Raw genomic sequence first — 21,316 nt, forward strand, 5'->3', positions numbered from 1 at the left:
CCTTCTTGAGTTGGTCAGTCAGCCTCAATTGAGTAGCGGCACATGCCACACAGCCGAGTCATATCGTCGTTGTTGTCGATTTCCGACTCCAACGTCGCGCCACATTCGGCACATGCTGGGCCAGGACTGTCCTCAAGGCATAGAAGGCATCCGAACTCTTCAGTCAGGTAACTGAAATGTCCGCAGGAGGAGCAATGTTCCAGCGGCGCCTCACCTCCTTGGGATAATGCTGAGTACAGATCCGCGAAATGGTATTTCGTAGCGATGTTTTCAGCTGCCTCAGCGTAAGTAGCGTTATAGGCACAACATGTACATGCAAAGGCGGTACCGGATGCAGAACTCCGCAATGCGATAGGCTTGATGAGGGGTGATCTACAGGCAGGGCACTGCAGCAATTCTACCGAGCTCCTCAGAAGCTCATGTCCCCAAGGTACCTGTTTATTTGCTGCTTGGCAGATCTCCAATTCGCGATTATAGAAAGACTCCTGGGCCGTCAGGAACTTCCAGAGGTCATCGCCGAGTAGCTCAATTGGGGTTCGATCAAGATAGCGCGGCACGAACTGCTGGATGAGGTGAAAGGAAGCGGCCATGGCTTCGGCTAAACCTGATGCAGGCAGCTTGGAATAGTAGTGCTCGACATCGTTACGCATGGTGGTCAGTTTTTTCAGAAGGCCCCAGTCGATGCCTTTTACTCCAAGGTTCTCAAGGCGCTCTTGGATTGTTCGCACATCGACTGTCTGTCCTCCTTTGCCGACCCAAACTGGATTGCCATCGGCATCCAGACCTGTAGTCACATGCTGTTTGAGCAACGCTTCTTTGGAGTCAGCGGGGCTAAGCTCCTGAAGCTTCACCTTGAACATCAGCAGCAGCCCGGCCGAGAGGTTTCGGATCGCCGACAGGGCGCGGGCCTCGTCGGCTGGAATGGCTTTGAAATCCTCAACACCCAAGCGGATTGAGGACACAGCGTTGTCGAGCATTGTCATGGTTCACTTCCTTATGGGCTAGCAACTACAGGTATGAGAGCGAATGAGCCCTAACTCATCCTGGTTCGATCGTAAGCGTACCTCGCTGGCGTAGCTAGCTCATCGTAGGGAGCGGGAAATCTGTGAGTTAGTAGGCGTGCGATCAGGTTGGCTCGTAACTCGCCCGGGATGGCGATAATCCAAAAGCTCCGGGATCTGGTAACTTCCCGCGGGGTGGCTTACTGATATCTCCCTGGCGAACCTCAGGATCCGGAATGATGAGCGACTTCAAAACCATCAGCAAAAACAAATTCGACGCGTATTTCTATGGTCGTTCTCCCTTCGTCAAGCAGTTTACAGAAGAGAAGCAGTGGTACATCTACGAAACGCCTGAGATCACGCTTCTCGCTGTCGTTCTGTTGTGCAAGATTGACAACGATTACAACGCCATTGTCCTTGGCAGGGATTTGAACAGGAGATTCAGGCCCGTGGACACACACTGTTCACTGCCAACACCTGAGGCCGCAATGGCAAAAACCTTTGAAAACCTTCCTAGCGTGCTTGCATCAGCCGTAGATGGGTTGATACCCCAGGGCGATGAAGCGTCCAGCCCTTTTGCGATCTTTGCGGCCAAAGTCCCAGCCCATAAACGTAATCGCTACCTGAAAATGCTGCTTGATGATCCGACCTATTACCCGGCGCGGGTAGCGATGGAGGAGCTAGCGCACTGGTTTAAGGATCCTGATGGGATTTTCATCCGAGGCCTTCAGGGCAATGAATTCAACTCACGGCTGTTCGAGCTCTATCTCCACGCCACTTTCTACGAGCTCGACTTCATCATCGATCATTCCAACCCGCAGCCCGACTATCTGCTCAGCAAGCATGGTCAGCAGGTTGCCGTGGAGGCGGTCACGGTGGCTGAGATGGACGAAGATGTTGATCCGGACACTGAGGACGCTCTGGGCGATGCCGTAGGAGGCGGTGACGACGAGGATGCGTCTGAAACCCTTGATCCAAGGTTGAGAAGCAAAGGCGGCAAAAGGTTGGACAAGAGCACGCTGAAAAAGCTTTTGGAGCACGTTGAGAAGGAGCTGCCCTTCAGATTCCAACGCACTTTAGCGAAGAAGGTACGGCACCGGCCTGAGCCTCTGAAGGTGCCTTATTGGGAGCTTCCCCACACCAAAGGGAAGCCCTTCGTCATCGCCGTCCACGACTACTCAAAAACGATGTCGATGGCCATGTCCTCCAGCCCGATGCAGAAGTTCCTTTACGGATTGGAGCTGGTGGGAGACAAGATGCAGCGGATCGAGCGTCACGAGTATGAAGGGCGTACCATCGCCTCAAACTTCTTCGGTCAGCCCGGCAATCGCCACGTCTCTGCTGTCATGCTAGTCAGCCAGGCAACCGTCCCCAAGTTCAATCGGATGGGGCGTATCGCGGGCGTGCGCCACAGAAACTCTCTGGCAATTGTGAATGGAGTGCGCACCAATTCAGAGGGAGAGATCGGTGACTTCCGGGCGGTGGTGGAAGACCCTAGGTATGGCGAGGCATGGCATGATGGGATCTTCATGTTCCATAACCCTAATGCCGCATTTCCTCTTGACCCTCAACTCTTCCATCGAGTGATCCACTGCTTTGAGCGGGATGGACAAATCGTCGAATGGTTTCCGCCAAATTACGTAGTGAGCTCAATCACCGAAATGCATCACTTCTCGGACGAGGCAGCTGATGAAATTTGGCAAAACCTTGAGCCATACCTGGGGCAGTTTGGGTGATCGCAAGCGACTGAGGTTGACGTCTGAGCAAGCCGCCGACAGGCTGCTAGTGCCGACGGATCAGTGAGATAAAGCGGTGCGTCGGCACATTAGTCTTTATGATGGGCAGAGAATCTGCGTAGCGGATGGTGGAGTGGCGGAGGGTGTTGGCTCTGATTGCTGACGTCAGCCATAAGCACGCTGCATTTACCTTCAGCGCACCATGCAGTCTTCCTGTGAGAAAATACGCGATAGCCTGTCCACGATGGAGCGGCTCAGGGAAAGCCCAACTGAATAGTCGCGAAGCCGGGCAGCCCGCCAAGCCATGCCTGCCACGGCGCTCATGAACAGTTGGCACCACTGCCTTCAATCCTGGATAGCGCAACTCCCCTATATGTGGCATATAGCCGCTATTGAGACGTCGCGTATGCACATAAGGTGTGAACGTGGGCGATCGTATCGACGGTAAGTGCATTATTGCGCTGCACGACAGGCCAGGAAGCAGGGTAAGCAGATGTTTGGGAGAATCGTGCGCGGCGCCAGTCGCTGTTGGTGGGCGCTTGTCGCGGGTGGAAGGGCAACACGACGTTCGTTCATAGCATGGCGGAGTGAAGACGACCGCTTCTTCGAGCCGTTGACCCCAGTCCTGGTAGAGGACGACAGGGTAGAGAGGTACGAGCGGGAGCTCTTGCGGGCACTGCAGAACGAGGAAGTGCTTAACATTGCCATTACTGGTGGCTATGGGGCAGGTAAGAGCAGTGTTCTGAAGACATTCTTCGAGCATCACCGCAGCTTCAAATTCACCTTCGTCTCGTTGGCAACGTTCACAAAGGCAAATGTTCTTACGACCGTCTCGCCAAACTCACTTGGTGAGTCATCGGAGTCCCCGACTCGCGGTACTGCCGCCCCTGTTGTGGCCAGCCCTGAGGGGGAGGTGGGGGACGACTTGATCAACCGGATCGAGGAGACCATCGTCCAGCAACTGCTGTATGCAGTACAGGCGAAGAAGCTCCCTAAAACCCGACTCAAGCGTATTTCTCAAGCGTCTACATTACGGGTTTGCTGGCGCACCCTTTGCGTGGCAGCAATTGGGGTTTGTGCACTGCGGCTGGGCGCACCTAAGTTGCAGACCCTTTCCGAGGTAGCAAAGGATTGGGCGCTTAAAGGGCTGATGTGGATTCCCGAACTGATCGCTCTGGGTGTTGTTGCAGCAGGGTGTGTGTGGGCCCTGTACTCAGGCTTGAAGCTGCTCTCGCTTTTCAGCATCGATGGCCTGACGCTCAAAGCCGGCAAGCTGGAGGCGACGCAGCATGGCTCGGTGTTGCACAAGAACATCGATGAGATCATCTACTGCTTCGAGCAAAGTGACATCGACGTCGTGGTGATTGAAGATCTGGACAGGTTTGACATCCAGGAGATCTTCTTCCGGCTTCGTGAGATCAACTTCATCATTCGCCAATCCCCACAGATCAAGCGTCCTATCCATTTCATCTATGCGCTGCGGGATGAGATGTTTACCGTCACGGACAAGACGAAATTCTTCGACTTGATCATCCCAGTCATCCCGGTCGTGAACTCGGAAAACTCACGGGAAAAACTGATCGAGCTGCTCGATCAGCGCCACGTGAAGGGCCAGACTCTCAGTGCCGGGTTGTCGCCCAAATTGATCGAGACGGTTGGGTACCACGTCGACGAAATGCGACTGATCAAGAACATCGTAAATGAGTTCGACATCTACGCGAACATTCTCGCCAATGACGGCCTGGCGCTTGAACCTGACAAGCTTTTCGCAATGGTGGCTCTGAGGAATCTTCACCCGGACGTGTACTCGGATCTGCTCAAGCGCAAAGGGCTTGTCTACGAAGCAATCGAAGGCTACCCCGCATGGGTAAAATTGGAGGCTCAACAATATCAGGACGTAATTGCAGAACTGAGGGAGCGCCGATCAGCGCGCGAGGCAGAGATCGCTACAGATGTTGAGAGTCTCCGGGCATGCGTCTGGTTTGAGCTAATTCGCAAGGGCAACCTCAAGCACGCCAATACGTTGTGGCTGGAAAACGGTAGCGAAATCTCATTGATGGAATTTGTCGAAGACCAGGTGTTTGACCAAGTGATTCGTCAGAGGCACGTCGCCCCCCAGTTCTATTCCAGAGGTTATGGAACTCAGAGAGCAGATGCGCTGAGCCCTGCCACAGTGCTGCAAGAGCTATCGTACTCCGAGCGCGTTGAGGCTCTGGAAAGCACAGTCCATGACATTGACGAGCAGATAGCAGCTGCCATGAGAGAGGTCACGAAGCTGAAGACTATGCCCTTCAGAGAGGCCTGTAAGAAAGGCTATGGTGACTCACTCAGTGCTCGTTTCAATGGCTACGAGCTGATCATTTTCTTGCTGCGCAGAGGCAAGCTTGATACTGATTACACGGACTACCTAGGCTATTTCTACGAAGGCTCCCTGACCCAGTCAGACAAGATGCTCACGATGGCCCTAGCCCGGGGCGAAATGCTCGACGTTGCCACCCCAATCCGCAATCCAGAACGCGTCGCGAGCAAGCTGGACTTTGACTCGGTTGATAACGGCAAGGGGCTGCTAGTCCACTTGATGGCAGAACTCGTTCGCGCTCGCCAGGATGACGCCGAGTCAAGGAAAGAAAAGCTGGCGCTAATTCTCAGAAGCGGCCTGGAGCATATGGGGCGCCTCGCTGAAGTGGTCGAGCTGCTGCCGGAGGAGGCGAAGAGCGCATTCACCAAAGCAATGTTCAAATATCATCCCGTTCTCATCAATGAGCTTTTGACATACGACCAGGCAAACCTTGTTCGTGAGGACTTGGTGGTATTGCTGCTCGATAGCTTGTCCGGTGAGCAGCTGACACAGCTACAAGGTCGCAGTGACACACTGATCACAACCATCAACGGCCTGCACGATGTCTCCAAGTTGATCCCCGGCCTTACATCTGGCCAGATGGGATGGGCCTGGCTCAGGGAAAAGCCAGCGCAGTTCTGGAATGTCAGCCAATCAGCTACTGCGGAAGATTTCAGGGTGCTCGTTCAGTGGGGTTGCCTCAACCCTACGCTGCCAATGTTGAAACAGCTGTGTCGCGTTTTAGAGCCTGGAACAGAGGCTGGTGTCGTTTCGCATCATCGCATCAGCCAGTTTGGCATCGAGGGGTTCGAGGATTTGATCCAGCAGTCACCCTCAGAGTACGTGAGCGGATTGCTGAGTCAGGAGGGTATCCTCGATGAGACAGAAAGCTCACTGCTGAGCTTGCTGGCGCTTTTGGAAGGTAGCGAAGACAGGCATGCGCTTCAGCTAGCGCTCATAGGTCGCAGCACTTGCTTGTTGACCGACCTTGGCAAACTCCCTCGTGAGCTCTGGGTCGGTGCGATGGAGTCTGGACGTTTGTGCAACGTTGGCGACACCGTATGGACGTTGTTCGACACCGTGATGCTCGCAACCGACAGCGCGTCCCGTGAGGCTGTTGAGCCTGAACTTGGGGATCTGGGTGGAGCTGCACTCCCGGCATTTTTCGCCTTCGTTAAACGCACATCTGCGACGCTTGCTAAGGAACTCTGGGGGGGCGAAGGCGAGGAGGAGCTACAGGTCTACTTCATTCAACATGAGCAGATCGCCAATGAGACGCTGAACTCGCTGTTTTCCTCGATTGTCCTGAACCCCTCGGTTTTGACGAATAGCTCCGTCCCTGCGAGACGGTGGGTTTCCTTTGCTAACGCCTCTTTCGTCCCGTTCAGCTCAGAAATCAGAGAGCTGATTGCCCAAAATGATCCATCTGTAGAGGCGCGCTACATCGCTCACCATTGGAACCAAGCTCGGGCGACCCTCAGTTTGTCTACGCTCCCGATCGGTCTTGTGACGTCTCTCAGTCGCGCGGGTGTCGCGTCGCTGGCGGATACCATGACGATGTGGCAGGGCGTCACCGTCGACATGTTCAGCACGTGGGAGGGCTCGATAGAGGAATTGAGCAATGCTTGTGTACGTGCAAACAGAGAGGAAGGCACGTTCCCAACCAGCTATCTACCTGTGATGCTGCATTGCCTGACTGACACCACCATGAGCGCCTCAAAACGGACAGACATGATCATTCAGGTGCTTCAGATGGGTTGCAGTTGGGCTGACGTGGCCGTGGCACTCCCTTTATTAGGGGAAGAGTACGGTGCACTCGTTGGGAAGAAGCGTGCTCACCTGTCAACGTCTACGGATGACCGAAGGCTAGTAGAAGCCCTAAGACGGCGAGGGTTTGTCGGGGTGGTGAGGTTCGAGGCCAAGCGTACAGTGGTCTTCAGCAAGCGGAACCAGATGGCCTAACCTCAATTGACCGGCGACGGCGGGCGTCGGAGTTATCCGGCGCTCAGCTCAAAAATGTGTAGTTGTCTGTAGAAGTGGGTGCGCCAGGTTACAAGCATCCCTGATGCTTTGCGGGTCAAAATTCGTGAAGAAGGCCTTATTTAACATAATATACATTATGCGAACCTTCGTATGCAGGCACGGGGCAGTGAGTGGACAGATTTGAAGCCAGCCCCGGGGTTCGATCACTGAGCTGAAGCTTGGACCTCGACCTCAGCAATGTAACGCAGTACAAACGGATCCTGCGAAACTCGCTCCTTGTAATAGCCAACCACGTTGGCCAGCGTCCACCGAAGGAGCCTCATCAGCACCGGATCGGAAAATTTCCAGCTGCGCGACTCGTACTGATACCGGCTGTGGGTGAACACATTCCGGTACCGCTCGAACGAATCCTCCTGACTTTCTAGGGCCAAGCTCTGGCGAGTCGCAGCAGGTATGGCGTGAGACAACGTCAACAGATCGTGACAGTCACACTTTTGCTTGGGTGGAATCTAGCCGATTGACTGCAGGTGCTCGTGAGCCGCTTTGATCGCATCCAAGTCAAGCGTGTAGGTTTCACCGGACGTACCTTCGTGCTGATCTGGCACGGAAATGAAGCTTTTCAGCAGGATTTCCATGCCGATCGCTGCATTAACCATGGCAAGATGTGGGAGGTTTTGGGTGTCTAGGAGCTCTGCAGCCTTCAAATAAGTGCGCGCGCTTTGAAGCATCCAGCTCGGAAAATGACTCATTGCTTACTCCATACGGGCCGCTGCAGCGGTGCCGCCGAGTTTCGCGGACGCGAAAAAGGGATGGGAGTTGATCATCACCCTCCTACCCCATTAATAACCTACAGGTATAACTATGCTAAATGTTCATTTAGTTTAGTTATACTGGCGCGTCTACCAGTCGCGCCCTAAGGATCAAACTAGCTCGGTTTCAGACTTCACAGTCGATGTGCTGTGGAACAACCATGTCAGCCCCGGAATCTGTCCAAAAAACGGCACGCTGCGAACCACAGTGCAATCGGTGTCCGAATATACACCTCCCAAGGCAACGGTCTTGCCGAACTCCCAAAGGTCACGAGACGTAAGCGACGTGGTATTGATCGGTGGCACTCCGTTCATTGCCTTCGAATAATCAGGTTCATCCTTTGACAGGACCACTTCCAGGAGCACACCGGTACCGTTCACAAGCGGAGTGACATCGAGCGAATGCGCAGCCTCTTTGAACGACACGGATCTAGCGCCGTCACTAGCAGATTGCTGAGACGGAACCTGGAAGCCTTTGATGATCTTCGCCTGATTCCGATCAGTGGTGAACACGCGAGGGCTGGAGGCTACACGTCCCCTACCCGCCTGCTCCATGGCGTTCAGCTCTGCATCCAAATTGAACGACCGTAAGCGCTCCATGAACCCCAAGTTCAAAGCGCCCAACTGATCCCGTTGGCCTTCCCCTCGCCTACCAAGGCCAGCGGGCACGCGATCTTTTATCACCAGTGCCGCAGAGTGTGAGCAACTGACGGATCCCCTCCAGTGCCGGCCCATCCATCATCCTGGCAAAGACCGGGTCGGCGATTTCGCGGCTGAATTAAACGTCGACGTAAAAGCGGCAGCCCTGCTCCGGCAGGTACAAGCCGGTAATGCGCATGCCGGGGCGCACATCCACGAATGCCTCTTCAATCCCGCGCAGCGCCAGACCTCCGTCACGTCACTAGCGATATCACCAGGTCTGCAATATTGAGAGGCGCGAATGCCACGGTCAGCAGCGCATAGGCCTTGCGCGATCTGGCGGCGAACACACACAGCGGAAACATGATCATGACCACGTCAAAGGCGCCCCAAAGCGCCATGGGCGAAACGCCGAACAACAGAATGTTGACGATGAACCCAAGCAGGTAATAGCCCGACAAGAATAACAGCGCGTAGCGGCCATCCTGCTCGAAGTACACGCGAAGCCCTTCGCGCTCGTCCTCGCTGCGGCTGGGCAAGATCAGCGCCGAGGAAACGAACAGCGCAAGTGCCAGCAGCACCAACAGCAAAAACTCCTGGAACGAGAAGGTCGCCCTGACTTGCGGCAGCGAATTGACCGCCCACCAGAAATCCATCTGGGTGGTGAAGAGCATGACCGCCCAGACCAGAGCCACCCAGTCTGGAGCAGCGTTGCGACGGATTCGGAAGACGGTCAGCGCCCCTAGAAGCAGGCGTGTGACAGAAAGGCCCAAAACCATGGATAGGACGGTAGCAACGATAGGGAAATTGCTCATGGTGCCTCCTGCTAACCAAGACTCTGGACAGCGTAGGCGGTGAACAGCAAACTTTGCACGATGAGTATGGGTTCTGAGGGCTTTTCGGAGGATTTTCAGTGCCTGTGAAACCGGGCAGCGCGCGGGCGGCCTTGGGTCTACGCGCCGCAACAATCCTCGAGGCTAGCTGTTCCCCGCCAAAAACTGCAGCATCACTCACCCAAGGAGCCTGCCTTGTCAGAACGCACTCACTGCGGCGTGAAGCCCAGCGACTCTGCCTGGTCGGTGTTTCTGGTGTTCTTGCGCCTGGGGCTGACGTCTTTCGGTGGCCCCATTGCGCACCTGGGTTACTTTCGTGAAGCATTTGTAGCGCGCCGCCAATGGCTCAGTGAACGCAGTTATGCCGAGCTGGTCGCCGTGTGCCAACTGCTTCCCGGCCCCGCCAGCAGCCAGGTCGGCATCGCTCTGGGCCTGTCACGGGCGGGGTTCGCGGGCGCTGTCGCCGCGTGGGCAGGGTTCACGTTGCCATCGGCCCTCCTGCTGACGCTGTGTGCTCAGGGCCTGGGGGCATGGGGAGGTGGCGCCCCAAGTGGCCTGTTGCACGGCCTGAAAATCGTCGCAGTCGCCGTGGTGGCCCAGGCGGTGTGGGGCATGGCACGTAGCCTTTGCACCGATGTTACGCGGGTAACCATCGCCCTGTTCGCTGCCTGTACCGCGCTACTGTGGCCCAACGCAATCGGACAGATAGCCGTGATCACAGGGTCGGCCATCACAGGCTTGATCCTGCTAAAGCCTCCGGGTTCCCCGGCAGGAGAAGAGCTGCCGTTTTCAGTCCGCCGAAAGGCCGGGCTGGCTGCGCTGGCACTGTTCTTTGCCTTGTTGGTGGGCTTGCCGCTACTGACCCGCATCTGGCCCTGGCAAGCATTGGCAATGGTCAACGCCTTTTATAGCGCAGGCTCGCTGGTATTCGGCGGCGGGCATGTGGTTCTACCGTTGCTTGAGTCGGCCACAGTGGCCAATGGCTGGGTCGCAAATGACACTTTTCTCGCAGGTTATGGCCTGGCGCAGGCCATACCGGGCCCACTCTTCACGTTTGCAGCCTTCCTGGGTGCATCCATGAGCGTGCAGCCGTCCGGCTGGGTGGGCGCGACCGTTGGCATTCTCGCCATTTTCACCCCCTCCTTCCTGTTGGTGATCGGTGTAGTTCCCTTCTGGGAAGCACTGCGGCGCAGCGCCCGCAGCCAGTCAGCGCTTGCCGGGGTAAACGCCGGCGTGGTCGGGCTTCTGCTGGCTGCCTTGTACCAACCGGTGTGGACGAGCGCCATAGCCAAGCCAGCAGACTTGGCGTGGGCGCTGATCGCCTTGATGGCCCTGATGTTCTGGAAGTGGCCTGCATGGTTGGTTGTCTTGGGCTGCGGCGTGTTCGGTTGGCTGCTGAGCAGCACCTTCTAGAGACCCTTGAGACAGTATCGGCCAGCTCACTGCAAGGGAAGCGACACGATGGCAGCCAGCCCACCAGTGGCCCTGTTCTCCAGGCGCACCTCCCCACCCAGCCGCTCGACAATAGTGGCCACGATGGATAACCCCAGCCCTGCGCCATTGGGACTATTGCGGCTATAGAAGCGCTCGAATACCCGCACAAGATTCGCCTCGTCTATACCTGGGCCTTCATCTTCGACAACCAGTTCGATGCAATTGGCCAGGCGCTTCAGTGATACCGTGATACGCCCGCCAGGCGGTGAATGCTCCACCGCATTGGAAACCAGGTTCTGCAAGGCGATGCCCAACGCTCCGGCATCGATCATCAGGCCATGGTCACCTTCGCTGAGATCCAGCGAGGGCTCCAGGCCGCGATCCAGTATCCAGGGGGTGAGATCCGCCAGCACATCGGTGACCACGTCGCCCAGGTCGACACGGGTGGTGGCGCGCTGACCAAGGCGCGGCTCGACCCGGGCGAGGGTCAGCAACTGGTTGACCACCCGGGTCAGCCGGTCCACTCCGCCAATCAGAAAGCCCAGGGCTTTCTGGCGCTCGGCATTGGTACTGGCGGCCTGTGCGTTCTGCGCATGCAGGCGCAGGATCGCCAGCGGCGTGCGCATCTCATGGGCGGCGTCGGCAATGAAGCGATGCTCACGCCGCAGCAGGTCATCGATCTGCGCCAGCAGGCGGTTGATGGCGGCTTGCATAGGCTCAAGCTCGGTCGGCAACGGCACCAGTTGCAGGGGTTCGAGGGAGTCGGCATGGCGCCCACGAATCACATCGGCCATGTTCTGCAAAGGGCGCAAGCCCCAGCCGATGGCCGCCCAGACCAACAGTGCCAGGCCCAGGCTGCCAAGCAGGAACGGGAACAGGGTATGGCGTACGATGCGGTCGATCAGGTCGTAACGCACATCGTCGCGCTCGCCCACCCAGATTACCCACTGTTTTTCGGGCACCGGTAATACAAAGCCGCGCCACTGTTCGCCCCCACTGGCAAAGTCGTAGAAGCCCGCCGCCGCAGGCGGTGCATCGAGCGTCGGCGCACTGGGGGTGTGCACCAGCAACCGTGCTCCCTCCCCCCACACCTGAAACGCCAGCTTGCTCTCATAGGGGTGGCCCACACGGTGGCGCCCGGCCTTGCCCAGCGCCTCGTTAAATGCCTGATACAGTTTTTCGCGGTTGCCATCCTGCACCGGCAGGTTCATTACCCCCTGCAACAGCCGGGCATTCTGAGCCATGTGAGCATCGTAGACTTCATTGATCTCGCGTCGACTGTCGTGATAGTTGTACAACGCCAACAAGCTGGTGCCGAGCAGCATCAGCGCCATCACCCGCCACAATGTGCGCTGGCGCAACGAGCTCACAGCTTGGCCTCGACCAGATAACCGATACCGCGCACCGTGCGGATCAGGCCGTTGAACAGTTTCTTGCGCAGCTGATAGATGTTCACCTCCAGCGTGTTGCTCTCAGGCTCCTCGTCCCAGCCATACAGCAGCTGGGTCAACCGCTCACGGGTGAACACCTTGCCCGGTTGTGCCAGCAACTCGTGCAGCAGGCGATACTCCTTGGGCGTCAGTATCACAGGCACGCCGTTGTAGTGCACCTGCTGGGTGGCAGGGTCCAGGCTTACACCAGCGTGCTCGATCAGCACCTTTGCCCGCCCGGCGCTGCGCCTGAGCAAGGCGCGCAGGCGGGCCTTGAGCTCATTGAGGTCGAAAGGTTTGACCAGGTAGTCGTCGGCACCGGCATCCAGGCCAGAGATACGGTCCTCGGTCGCATCGCGCGCGGTGAGAATCAGTACCGGCAAGCTGTTGCCCCCTGCCCTCACCCGTCGCAGCAGCTCGATGCCTCCCAACCGCGGCAGCCCGAGGTCGAGGATCACCAGGTCGAACACTTCATGTTGCAGGGCATGCAGCCCGCTCAGGCCATCGCGCAGCCAGTCGAGGGTGTAGCCCTCTTGGCGTAACCCGTCGCAGATCCCCTCGCCCAGGGCGGTATCATCCTCAACCAGCAGCAGCCGCATGTTCAGTCCTGTTTGTCCTTGATGGCCTTGAGTAAAGCATCGATATCGCCACGCCGGCCCTGATCGGCCAGTTCGCGGCCTGGCCGTGGCGGCGCCTGGCGTGCTTTTTCCAGGGCAGCGGTGGCTTCAGCGTAGCGTTTTTGCCGGAACAGATGATCGGCCCAGAAGTAATTGCTGTCGATACCGTTGGGGTTTACTTGCAGCGCCTTGCGCAACAAGGTATCTGCCTTGTCGCTGTCACCGAACCCGATGGGCCAGCCCGGCACCTGGTCGTACAAGGTGCCCAGGCTGGTATACGCCGAGCCCTGTAGGGCATTGGGGTCGAGTTTCATCGCCTCTTCGAGGCTGGCCTTGGCCGACTTGACCTTGCCCAGCGCCCCCAGGCCGCCGGTGGCACCCGCCCAACTGCTGTTGATGATGCCCTCCCAGATCAAGGGTTCGGCCGAGCCCTGGTGCTGGTGGACCAGCGTAGAAGCATCGGCTGCCAGTTTCTCGAATGCCTCGGCGCGTTTGTCTTTAGGCGTCTGGTACTGGATCTGCGCCCAGCGCTGCTGCAAGTTAGCCAATTGTTGGCTGCCGGCCTGGTCCAGCGCCCAGGTGAACGGTGCAAACGCCAGCAGGCCGGCGATGAACAGACGTTTCATTTGATCGACTCCTTGGAATGGCTAGCAAGGTAGCGGCGGATCACCGGCAATTGCTTACGCAGTGCGCGGTCGACCACCCCGGGTAACATACCGTTGATGCGTACAAAGAGCTTTTCTGGCCAACCCAGGTAAAGCTCGCTGCGTTCTGACTGCACGGCCTTGAGCACAGCACGGGCCACATCTGCCGGGTCGTCCATGCCGACCTTCAGCGCCTGGTTGAGCGCCGTGGCGGCGGTGCTGTTCATCGCAGTACGGGTTGCCCGGGGGGCGGCGTACATGACATTCACCTGGGTATCCGCCAGCTCGCGGCGCAGCGCCTCTGAGAAGCCGCGCAGGGCAAACTTGCTGGCGCAGTAGGTGGCATAACCGGGGTAGCCGATCGAGCCGTAGGTGGATCCGACGTTGACCACCAGTGCCCTGGGTTGTGCGCGCAGCAGCGGCAGGCACACACGCGTCAGTTGCAAGGCGGCTTTGAGGTTGATGTCCAGCAACTCGTCCAGCGCCTGTTCGTCGATCTGGTCGAACAGGGCGAAACGGTTCACGCCTGCGGCATTGATCAGGACATTGACCCCGCCCATCTCCCGGGCACGGGCGAGCACCTGCTCACGCCCGCCATGGCTGCGCAGGTCGGCTGATTGCCAGAGCAGCCTGTCGTGATAACGGTTCATCAAACTGGCGAGCTTGCCCATCTGCCGGCTCACCGCCAGTACCCTGGCACCGGCTGCACACAGCTGCTCGGCCAGCTCCAGGCCGATGCCTCCGCTGGCGCCGGTGAGTATCACTACACACTCAGGCAAGCGCATGACGCACCTCTTGCAGGCCCGCACGCGGCAGCGCGTGGAACATGTCGGTGTACAGGCGGTAAACCACTTTGGCCGCATGAATTACAGCACGCTGGTCGTCAGCATCATCAAGGCGGTCCATCAACTGCCGGTAGGTGACCATGTGGTCCTGGTCCAGCGCACCATGGGAGCTGAGGTAGCTGAAGGCCCTGTCAGGCAACGCCAGCGTGCTCTGGATCGTGCCGGCCGCCTGGGTGGCCAGGGCAATGCTGGTGCCTTCGAGCACATTGACCATGCCAAACAGCCCGACCGGGTTGCCACGGGCAATCAAGTCGTAAAGGTAGGCGACCATCAGCTCGATCGGCAGTGCCGGGCGACCGTCACGCACCGCCTCCCAGTCGCCACCGCAGGCATTGATGTCATTGAGGACCCACTGCTCATGGCCATACTCCTCGTCGATGTATTCGCACACGGCGCCGCGCAGCCATTCCAAACGTGAAGGCAGCCGCGCCCCGCACGCCATCATCAGTGGCACGGTGTGGCGTACATGGTGATATGCCTGGGTCAGGAAGGCCACGTAGCTGTCGAGGCTGACGTGCCCCGCCAGCGCATCGCGTATGACCGGTACGGCAAACAGGGCCTGACGCTCCTGGGCGGTTTGCATTTGCAGGGTATCGAAAAAGGACATGGCAGACCTCACAACGGGATGTCGGATAACAGGGAGTGGTAACGCCGCAGGATGGCCTCGCGGCGCGGGCGGCCATTGGCGGTCAGTGTGTCGTCGGTACTCGACAAGGGGCACGGCAGGCGACGCCAGGCATGGACCCTGGCGTAGTCCGGCAGCAAGGCATTGCACTGCTGCACGGCCTGGTCGATGAGTGTGTCAGGGGTAGCGGGGTCCAGCGGCCAGAGCAATGCCAGGTTCTTTGGCAGGGCCTCGCCATGCACGAACGCCTGGGCAATCACGCCGCTCTGGGTCAGTTCGGCCTCCACCCACTCCGGGTTGACGTTGCGCCCGAAGCTAGTGATGAACTGGTGTTTCTTGCGGCCATCGAGGTACAGGTAGCCCTCCTCGTCGAAATGGCCAAGGTCGCCGGTGGCCCACCAGCTATCGCAGACGGGTGGTTCCTCCAGATAGCCGAGCAGCACCGAGCCCGCCACCAGTACCTCCCCGTCCTCGGCGATACGCACCTGCACATGGGGCAGCGGTTTGCCGACACTGCCGCGGCGGGTTGCGCCCGGGCGGTTCAACGCCACCACCGAAGCGCACTCGGACAAGCCATAGCCCTCGAACACCGGTAGACCAATCACTTCGGCGCGGGCCAGCAAGCTGGGCGCCACCCGGGCACCGCCGACCGCAACGAACCGTAGCGCCCCCACCCGCATCAGCCCGCGCTCGATGGCGGTGATCAGCCCCATCAACAGCTGCGGCACCAGAATCAGGCTCTGCGCGCCGCTCAGGGCAATGCCCCCCAGCAAGCGCTTGAAATCGACCTGGCTTGCACCGCCCATGCCCAGTTGCGCCTGGGGGTATAGCAGCACACTCGCTCCGGCCATCAAGGCGGCGTAGACACCCAGGTTTTCCAGCAGCACACCCAGCGGCAGCACCGCCAGGTAACGCTGAGGTTCACTGGGTCGGCTGGCCACCTCCAACTCCCGGGCGACTCGCAACAGAGCCTCTACAGACAGGCACACGCCTTTGGGCTTGCCCGTGCTGCCGGAGGTGTAGGTGATCTTGGCGGTACCGGCAGGCAGCGCGGCAGCGGGCTGTGCCTCGCGAACCCAGAACACGTCCTGCTGAGCGAACCCCAGCTCGGCGAGCGTACCGTGCCATTGCGGGTCGCACAGCACATGGCAGGCACGACTCTGCTCGATGCAATGGCTGAATTGAGCAACACTGAAGAACGACGGCACGATTACACAAGGACGCTCGGCAAACAGCGCCGCCAGGTCCCAGAGCAGTAGATGCGGGCCATTATCCAGGGCCAGTACCAGCGGGCCGGACGAGCGCCCGCGCAAGCTATGGGTGCGCAACCCCACTTCGGCCAGCAATTGCCTGAAGGTGAAGCACTCGGTCGCCCCTTGCACGGCAATTGCGTCAGCGTGATCGCGCGCAAACGTCACCAGCAGTTGATGCAAACGCTCCAGTTCATGCGGCATGGCCAGTCTCCCGAAAGGCCGTAGGCAACCCCAGGCGCTGGAACACCCCGGCCTTGCTCAAGGCATCGAAGCCGTGACCGATGCTGCCGGCAAAGACTTGCGGATGTTGAGCGTAGTAGGTACCCCATTGGTCCAACTGCCCATTCAGCCGAGCCGGGTCAGCCGACGCCAGTACCGACGGTACCAACCCCAGGCGCTGGAAACTGTTTATCAGTGTCGTTGCACCGGTGAACGCCACCCACTTCAGGCCGCGTGTGGCCAGAAACCAGGTCACCGCTATGATCATGATTCGCGCGCTACCGGCACTGAGCGAGGCCAGGTTGCCGACTTCGACCATGCACTCACGCCCAAGGGGGGAGCCCGCCACGCGTGAAACTGCAGCTTCCAGCGGCTCATCCAGATAGTGTTCGAGAAACAGCGGCCCGCTGTCGGCAAGGCGCAAGCCTGCGGCAGCAATCAGCCGGCCATGGCTGTCGTGCAGCGCCAGGAGTTCTGGCAGGTAATGGTGCACATCAGCATGATGCACGTTGGCAAAACACTGATGAATGAAGTGCTCAAGCTCATCGCGGCCAGGGTCCTTGTGCAAATGAAGCGACAAGTGGGCGTGATGATCGACGTGGCTGCCGATAGGCAATGGGAGCAGGCTGCTCCACTGAGACTGAGTCATGAAACTCCCCCGGTTTGGGCTTGATGGGGTGAGTATCAGTGCTCAATCTGAAGGGAATCTGAAGTCACGGATTCGACCTTGGTCGCAGTCCGGGTACTGACCGATGGAGGTCGAAGCCAACGCGATAACGGCGGCCGCTGACTGACCTTTATCAATCACCCAGTGCTGTTCAAGCGTAGAACCGACACGATGGCCATTACCGGCCAGACTGATGCCAGGGCCACAGGGGAACCGTCAATGTTTACTGTCACGCTGATCAACGCGCTGGTCGTGATGTTGGTGGTGGTGATTCATTACGAATGCCTGCTACGCCTGAATGACTGGCTACCGCGGCTCAAGCTCTGGAGCCGGTTTCGCATCGTCATCGGGGTGTTCGGCGCGTTGGCGGCCCACGCACTGGAAGTCTGGTGCTTTGCCCTGGCCTATTACCTGATGGCCAATGCCAAAGGCTGGGGCACGCTGAGCGGCAACTTCGACGGCACGTTCATGGACTGCGTGTACTTCTCATTCACCACTTACACCACCATCGGCTTTGGCGATATCGTGCCAAGTGGCGACCTCAAATACCTGACAGGCCTGCAGGCGCTGACGGGCCTGGTGATGATCACCTGGACGGCCTCCTTTCTGTTTCTGGAAATGCAGAAGTACTGGAAGACCAATTAGCGAAGCGTGACCCTACCAGCCCGGTAATTGACAACTGTCAAGCGCGCACAAGATAACGCGTTGAAACTAAACCTCCTTTGTACACCCCACAAAGTAAGGAGGCTTGCCATGGAATCCGCCGAAACACCCCGCACTCACGCCGCAGCGTCATTTCCTGCCACCGCCGGCGAACACTGGATCGAAGCGCTCGACAACGGCACCCATGTGCTGATCAGGCCTTTGCAGCCCAAAGACCGCCAGCGCGAGAAGAGCTTTATCGAACGCCTGTCGCCACAGTCGCGCCACTTCCGCTTCCTGTGCCAGCTCAAGGAGCCTGGTGAAGCCATGCTGGATCAACTGATGGTCGTTGATCACGACCAGCACATGGCCTATTTGGCCCTCGCCCATGTCGACGGTGAACTGCAGGAGGTCGGTATTTCCCGTTACGCGACCCAATCGGGTAGTGAAGAATGCGAGTGCGCCGTCACCGTCCTCGATAGCTGGCAGCGTCACGGTTTAGGCACATTGCTGCTCCAGCACCTGATCGACCACGCACGTGCCCAGGGCCTGCGGCACATGTATTCCATGGACGCTGCGGCCAATGCAGCGATGCGCGACCTGGCTCAGGCAGCAGGGTTTACCAGCGCCAGAGATCCGGATGACCCAAGCCAGCTGATTCACCGGCTTTCGCTGGCCTGAGGCAATACCGCGGCGGTGGCCTCCGGCACCAGGTCGAGGTGCCTCTGGCACTGCCGCCGATCGGCTGCGGTCACCCCTCCCCCGGGCCCTTTTGCCCAGCCCCTGAGCCTTGCCCTCGCTTGCATGTTCATGAAAACCTCCAGTGCCGTGCTAGCGCACAGGGCCTATTGCAACCGTTTCCAGGTACTCGGGCACGCACACCGGCCAGCCGAGCTCAAGGCTTATCCGTCGGCGCAAGGTGTCCGCAGCATGCGGTTCGCCATGAATAACGTAGGTTTGCTGCGGTGGCCGGGTGAAACCGCGTAACCACTCCATGATTTCGTCCGCATCCGCATGCGCCGAGAGGTTGTCCATGGCAAACACCTGCGCCCGAATCGGCACGTCTTCGCCATGCAGGCGCACGCTGCGCGCCCCGGCCACAATATCGGCACCCCGGGTACCGCCCGCCTGAAAGCCAGAGAACAGGATGCTGTTGTGCGGATTGGGCGCCAGCGCCTTGAGGTGGTGCAACACCCGCCCCGCCGTCGCCATACCGCTGGCGGCGATGATGACTGCAGGTTCGTGCAACTGATCCAGGCGCCTGGATTCATCGACCGTGCGGATGATGTGCGTGCCTTTGCACATCTGCGCACATTCAAGCGCCGTCAAGCGGTGCTCACCTTTGAACTGCTGGTACAGGGCCGTGGCATCCATCGCCATCGGGCTGTTGAGATACACAGGTATGTCGGGTATCAGTCCGTCGCGCTTGAGCGTGTACAGGTAGTACATCAACAGTTGCGCACGGCCAATGGCAAATGACGGTACCAGCGTGATGCCATGGCGCAGCAGGGTCTGGTTGATCACATCCGCGAGGTAACGCTCCGGAGCCTGAGCAGGGTGCGATCGGTCACCATAGGTCGATTCCACCAGCAGCGCATCGGCCGCACCGATCAGCTCGGGCGCACGCATCACGGGGTCGTGGGGCCGTCCCAGATCGCCTGATGACACCAGCGTCTGGCCATCCACCGTCAGTTGTACGGTCGCCGCGCCGAGAATGTGCCCGGCACTGCGCAGCAACAGTTCGATACCGGGCGCGACCTGGGTGCGGTGGTGCAGCGCGACAGGCCTGAACAGGCGCAGTGCCCGTTTGGCATCCAGTTCGGTGTACAAAGGGCGAGCCGGCGAATGCCTGGAATAGCCATGACGGTTCGCATGCTCGGCTTGTTCCTCCTGCAATCGGGCGCTGTCGAGCAACAGAATTTCAGCCAAGGCACAGGTCGCCGGGGTGGCATATACGGGGCCGCTGAAGCCCTCGCGCGCCAGCACCGGCAGGTACCCGCTGTGGTCCAGGTGCGCATGCGTGAGCACCACCGCATCCACCGCCCGCAGTACTGCCGGCAGTGGCTCCCAGTTACGCAAGCGCAGTTGCTTATAGCCCTGGAAAAGCCCGCAGTCGATCAGCACCCGTGTCGAATCACGCGTCAGCAGGAACTTGCTGCCCGTCACCGTGCCCGTACCGCCGAAAAAGGTCAGTTGCATGGCGTTGGCTCCCAGGTGTCGATCATGCAGGGATGAACGGACAGTACGCTGCACGGTGGATCGCTCACCATACGTTCTGTGGTGTCGCCCAGGAGCTTGCTCAAACCCTTGGGCTGCACTACCCCCAGGACCACCACGTCGATATCTAGGGCCGCCACCTGCTCCCGGATCACGTGCACTGCCGAGTGCGGGTCTATGTCTGTGAGCAGCACCAGCAGTTGTCGATACCGACCCATGGGAAACCTCCGGCCGCACGCGGCGATGGCAAGTAGCATCATCTTCGAGCGCCCTACCCATCAGCGCTTGATGCGGATCAGAAAGTCATCACCTGCGCACCAACTTGATCAATGTCAGAACCGTACCGACGCCTCTCGGTACGCTACCTGGGCGGCGATGTCAGCGAAATTCTCCATGAGCTTGACCTCCACGCCTGAAAAAAAAGGCCCTTGCGGGCCTTGCACTTCAACCTTGCGAATGCTCGGGCGAGATCACCAGAACACTGCAGCTGAGCCGATGCAGAATCCGCTCGGCCGTACTGCCGATGAACCAGCCGATTCCATGATGGTGGTAGCTCCCCATCACCAGCACATCGATGTCATTGTTGTCCATGAACAGCGTCAGCACCTTGGTCGGGTCCCCCACCCGCAGGTGGCGGTGCTCGGCGGGGATCCCGTTGCGTTCGGCCAATGCCTGGAAGGCATCGGCCTGGGCCTCGTGAAGTGTTCGTGACAGGTTCGAATCGAACAGGAACGAATGTGCCCGGGCGTCGTCGGCGTCCAGGTACATGGAACCCATATCGTAGGCGTACAGCAGTTCGATCTGGGCGTTGCATTGCAAGGCCAGCTTGAGCGCTTCGCTGATGATCTGGTCGTTGAACCCTTCGAACTGATCCTCTGGGCGCGACAGATCAACTGCTGCAAGTATCCGGCGCGGCAAGGCATTGCTGGCGTTGTGAACCAGGTGCAACGGGATACGGGTGTCGCGTAACAACTGGACGTCGAGCGAGGTGAACATGGCGTGCATCCACCACGGTTCATGCTCGAGCCCCTTGATCAGCATGGCGAACGGCTGCTCACGCAGATGCGCCTGGATCTCGTCCAGCGGATGCTGCACCCACACCACCTCGGTGGTCACCGTCACGCCGCTGCGGCGCATCGACAATGCCTGGGTTTCCAGCCATTCACGGTGTTGCTGCACATAGCCCTCCCGCATGACCGCCAACGCCTGGTCGTTGACCAGGCCGGCAGTGACCAGGCCCTCAAGGTAGTCAAAGGCGACGATGTGCACTGGCATGCCCTTGGCTTTGGCCAGCGCCGCCGCACGGTCATAGACCGGCGTGCGGCGCATCAAGGGCGATGCGATCAGAAGAAGTCTTTGCAGATTGGTCATGGCACACCTCTAC

General features: G+C 59.0%; 18 protein-coding genes and 1 pseudogene. 5 read left to right on the forward strand and 14 right to left on the reverse strand.

Going from position 1 to position 21,316, the window contains the following annotated elements:
• Nucleotides 1-14: 14 nt before the first annotated feature.
• Entirely contained in the window at nucleotides 15-983 is a 969-nt protein-coding gene (locus IDM28_RS10900) for a hypothetical protein (protein ID WP_188035905.1), read from the reverse strand.
• A gap of 257 nt (nucleotides 984-1,240) precedes the next feature.
• Between IDM28_RS10900 and IDM28_RS10905 the strand changes: the two genes are divergently transcribed.
• Both IDM28_RS10905 and IDM28_RS10910 read left to right on the forward strand, forming a co-directional pair.
• Nucleotides 1,241-2,737 carry a hypothetical protein gene (locus IDM28_RS10905; protein WP_223175909.1) on the forward strand — a complete coding sequence of 499 codons (1,497 nt, stop codon included), beginning with the start codon at nucleotides 1,241-1,243 and terminating at the stop codon, nucleotides 2,735-2,737.
• 493 nt (nucleotides 2,738-3,230) lie between these two features.
• Nucleotides 3,231-7,037 (forward strand): hypothetical protein, encoded by a 3,807-nt coding sequence (locus IDM28_RS10910; RefSeq protein ID WP_410524662.1) that lies wholly within the window; start codon nucleotides 3,231-3,233, stop codon nucleotides 7,035-7,037.
• Between the two features lie 530 nt (nucleotides 7,038-7,567).
• On the opposite strand, the gene IDM28_RS23855 is transcribed toward IDM28_RS10910, so the two are convergent.
• The 3 genes from IDM28_RS23855 to IDM28_RS10925 form a co-directional block, all read right to left on the reverse strand.
• Complete coding sequence (locus IDM28_RS23855; protein ID WP_262500060.1) at nucleotides 7,568-7,807, reverse strand: hypothetical protein; 240 nt, start codon at nucleotides 7,805-7,807, stop codon at nucleotides 7,568-7,570.
• A gap of 171 nt (nucleotides 7,808-7,978) precedes the next feature.
• Nucleotides 7,979-8,443 (reverse strand): hypothetical protein, encoded by a 465-nt coding sequence (locus IDM28_RS10920; protein ID WP_223175910.1) that lies wholly within the window; start codon nucleotides 8,441-8,443, stop codon nucleotides 7,979-7,981.
• Nucleotides 8,444-8,760: 317 nt separating this feature from the next.
• Nucleotides 8,761-9,321, reverse strand: coding sequence for a hypothetical protein (locus IDM28_RS10925; RefSeq protein ID WP_150571610.1), 561 nt, complete (start codon nucleotides 9,319-9,321; stop codon nucleotides 8,761-8,763).
• A 213-nt stretch (nucleotides 9,322-9,534) separates the two neighbouring features.
• Here IDM28_RS10925 and chrA point away from each other — a divergent pair, with 213 nt between their 5' ends.
• Nucleotides 9,535-10,752 carry a chromate efflux transporter gene (gene chrA / locus IDM28_RS10930; RefSeq protein ID WP_188035909.1) on the forward strand — a complete coding sequence of 406 codons (1,218 nt, stop codon included), beginning with the start codon at nucleotides 9,535-9,537 and terminating at the stop codon, nucleotides 10,750-10,752.
• A gap of 26 nt (nucleotides 10,753-10,778) precedes the next feature.
• Here chrA and IDM28_RS10935 read toward each other — a convergent pair whose 3' ends face one another.
• From IDM28_RS10935 to IDM28_RS10965, 7 genes are read right to left on the reverse strand one after another with little or no spacing between them, the layout of a single operon-like run.
• Nucleotides 10,779-12,143: a sensor histidine kinase gene (locus tag IDM28_RS10935; protein ID WP_188035910.1), complete on the reverse strand. Its 1,365-nt coding sequence runs from the start codon at nucleotides 12,141-12,143 to the stop codon at nucleotides 10,779-10,781.
• Entirely contained in the window at nucleotides 12,140-12,802 is a 663-nt protein-coding gene (locus IDM28_RS10940; RefSeq protein WP_101319364.1) for a response regulator, read from the reverse strand. The genes IDM28_RS10935 and IDM28_RS10940 overlap by 4 nt, the downstream gene beginning before the upstream one ends.
• A gap of 2 nt (nucleotides 12,803-12,804) precedes the next feature.
• Complete coding sequence (locus IDM28_RS10945) at nucleotides 12,805-13,446, reverse strand: hypothetical protein (protein WP_101319366.1); 642 nt, start codon at nucleotides 13,444-13,446, stop codon at nucleotides 12,805-12,807.
• On the reverse strand, nucleotides 13,443-14,249 hold the full coding sequence (locus IDM28_RS10950) for an SDR family oxidoreductase (RefSeq protein ID WP_101319368.1): 807 nt from the start codon (nucleotides 14,247-14,249) through the stop codon (nucleotides 13,443-13,445). Before IDM28_RS10950 ends, IDM28_RS10945 begins: the two co-directional genes overlap by 4 nt.
• The gene (locus tag IDM28_RS10955) at nucleotides 14,236-14,916 is read right to left on the reverse strand and encodes a TenA family transcriptional regulator (protein WP_188035911.1); all 681 of its coding nucleotides are present in this window, start codon (nucleotides 14,914-14,916) and stop codon (nucleotides 14,236-14,238) included. The genes IDM28_RS10950 and IDM28_RS10955 overlap by 14 nt, the downstream gene beginning before the upstream one ends.
• Before the next feature lie 8 nt (nucleotides 14,917-14,924).
• Nucleotides 14,925-16,388, reverse strand: coding sequence for an AMP-binding protein (locus IDM28_RS10960; protein WP_188035912.1), 1,464 nt, complete (start codon nucleotides 16,386-16,388; stop codon nucleotides 14,925-14,927).
• Nucleotides 16,378-17,055 carry a thermostable hemolysin gene (locus IDM28_RS10965; RefSeq protein WP_188035913.1) on the reverse strand — a complete coding sequence of 226 codons (678 nt, stop codon included), beginning with the start codon at nucleotides 17,053-17,055 and terminating at the stop codon, nucleotides 16,378-16,380. The genes IDM28_RS10960 and IDM28_RS10965 overlap by 11 nt, the downstream gene beginning before the upstream one ends.
• Nucleotides 17,056-17,292: 237 nt before the next feature.
• Between IDM28_RS10965 and IDM28_RS10970 the strand changes: the two genes are divergently transcribed.
• The gene (locus tag IDM28_RS10970) at nucleotides 17,293-17,718 is read left to right on the forward strand and encodes a potassium channel family protein (RefSeq protein WP_188035914.1); all 426 of its coding nucleotides are present in this window, start codon (nucleotides 17,293-17,295) and stop codon (nucleotides 17,716-17,718) included.
• 108 nt (nucleotides 17,719-17,826) lie between these two features.
• Entirely contained in the window at nucleotides 17,827-18,396 is a 570-nt protein-coding gene (locus IDM28_RS10975; RefSeq protein ID WP_188035915.1) for a GNAT family N-acetyltransferase, read from the forward strand.
• A gap of 150 nt (nucleotides 18,397-18,546) precedes the next feature.
• On the opposite strand, the gene IDM28_RS10980 is transcribed toward IDM28_RS10975, so the two are convergent.
• The 3 genes and pseudogenes from IDM28_RS10980 to IDM28_RS10990 form a co-directional block, all read right to left on the reverse strand.
• Complete coding sequence (locus tag IDM28_RS10980) at nucleotides 18,547-19,914, reverse strand: MBL fold metallo-hydrolase RNA specificity domain-containing protein (RefSeq protein ID WP_188035916.1); 1,368 nt, start codon at nucleotides 19,912-19,914, stop codon at nucleotides 18,547-18,549.
• Nucleotides 19,905-20,093, reverse strand: a pseudogene (locus IDM28_RS10985) (universal stress protein); the annotation flags it as partial. The pseudogene IDM28_RS10985 and the gene IDM28_RS10980, both read right to left, overlap by 10 nt.
• Nucleotides 20,094-20,376: 283 nt before the next feature.
• Nucleotides 20,377-21,303 (reverse strand): universal stress protein, encoded by a 927-nt coding sequence (locus tag IDM28_RS10990; protein ID WP_188035917.1) that lies wholly within the window; start codon nucleotides 21,301-21,303, stop codon nucleotides 20,377-20,379.
• Nucleotides 21,304-21,316: the final 13 nt, after the last annotated feature.

The organism is Pseudomonas sp. EZ-C24, from assembly GCF_014525325.1.
GTDB classification, from domain to species: Bacteria; Pseudomonadota; Gammaproteobacteria; order Pseudomonadales; family Pseudomonadaceae; genus Aquipseudomonas; species Aquipseudomonas shirazensis.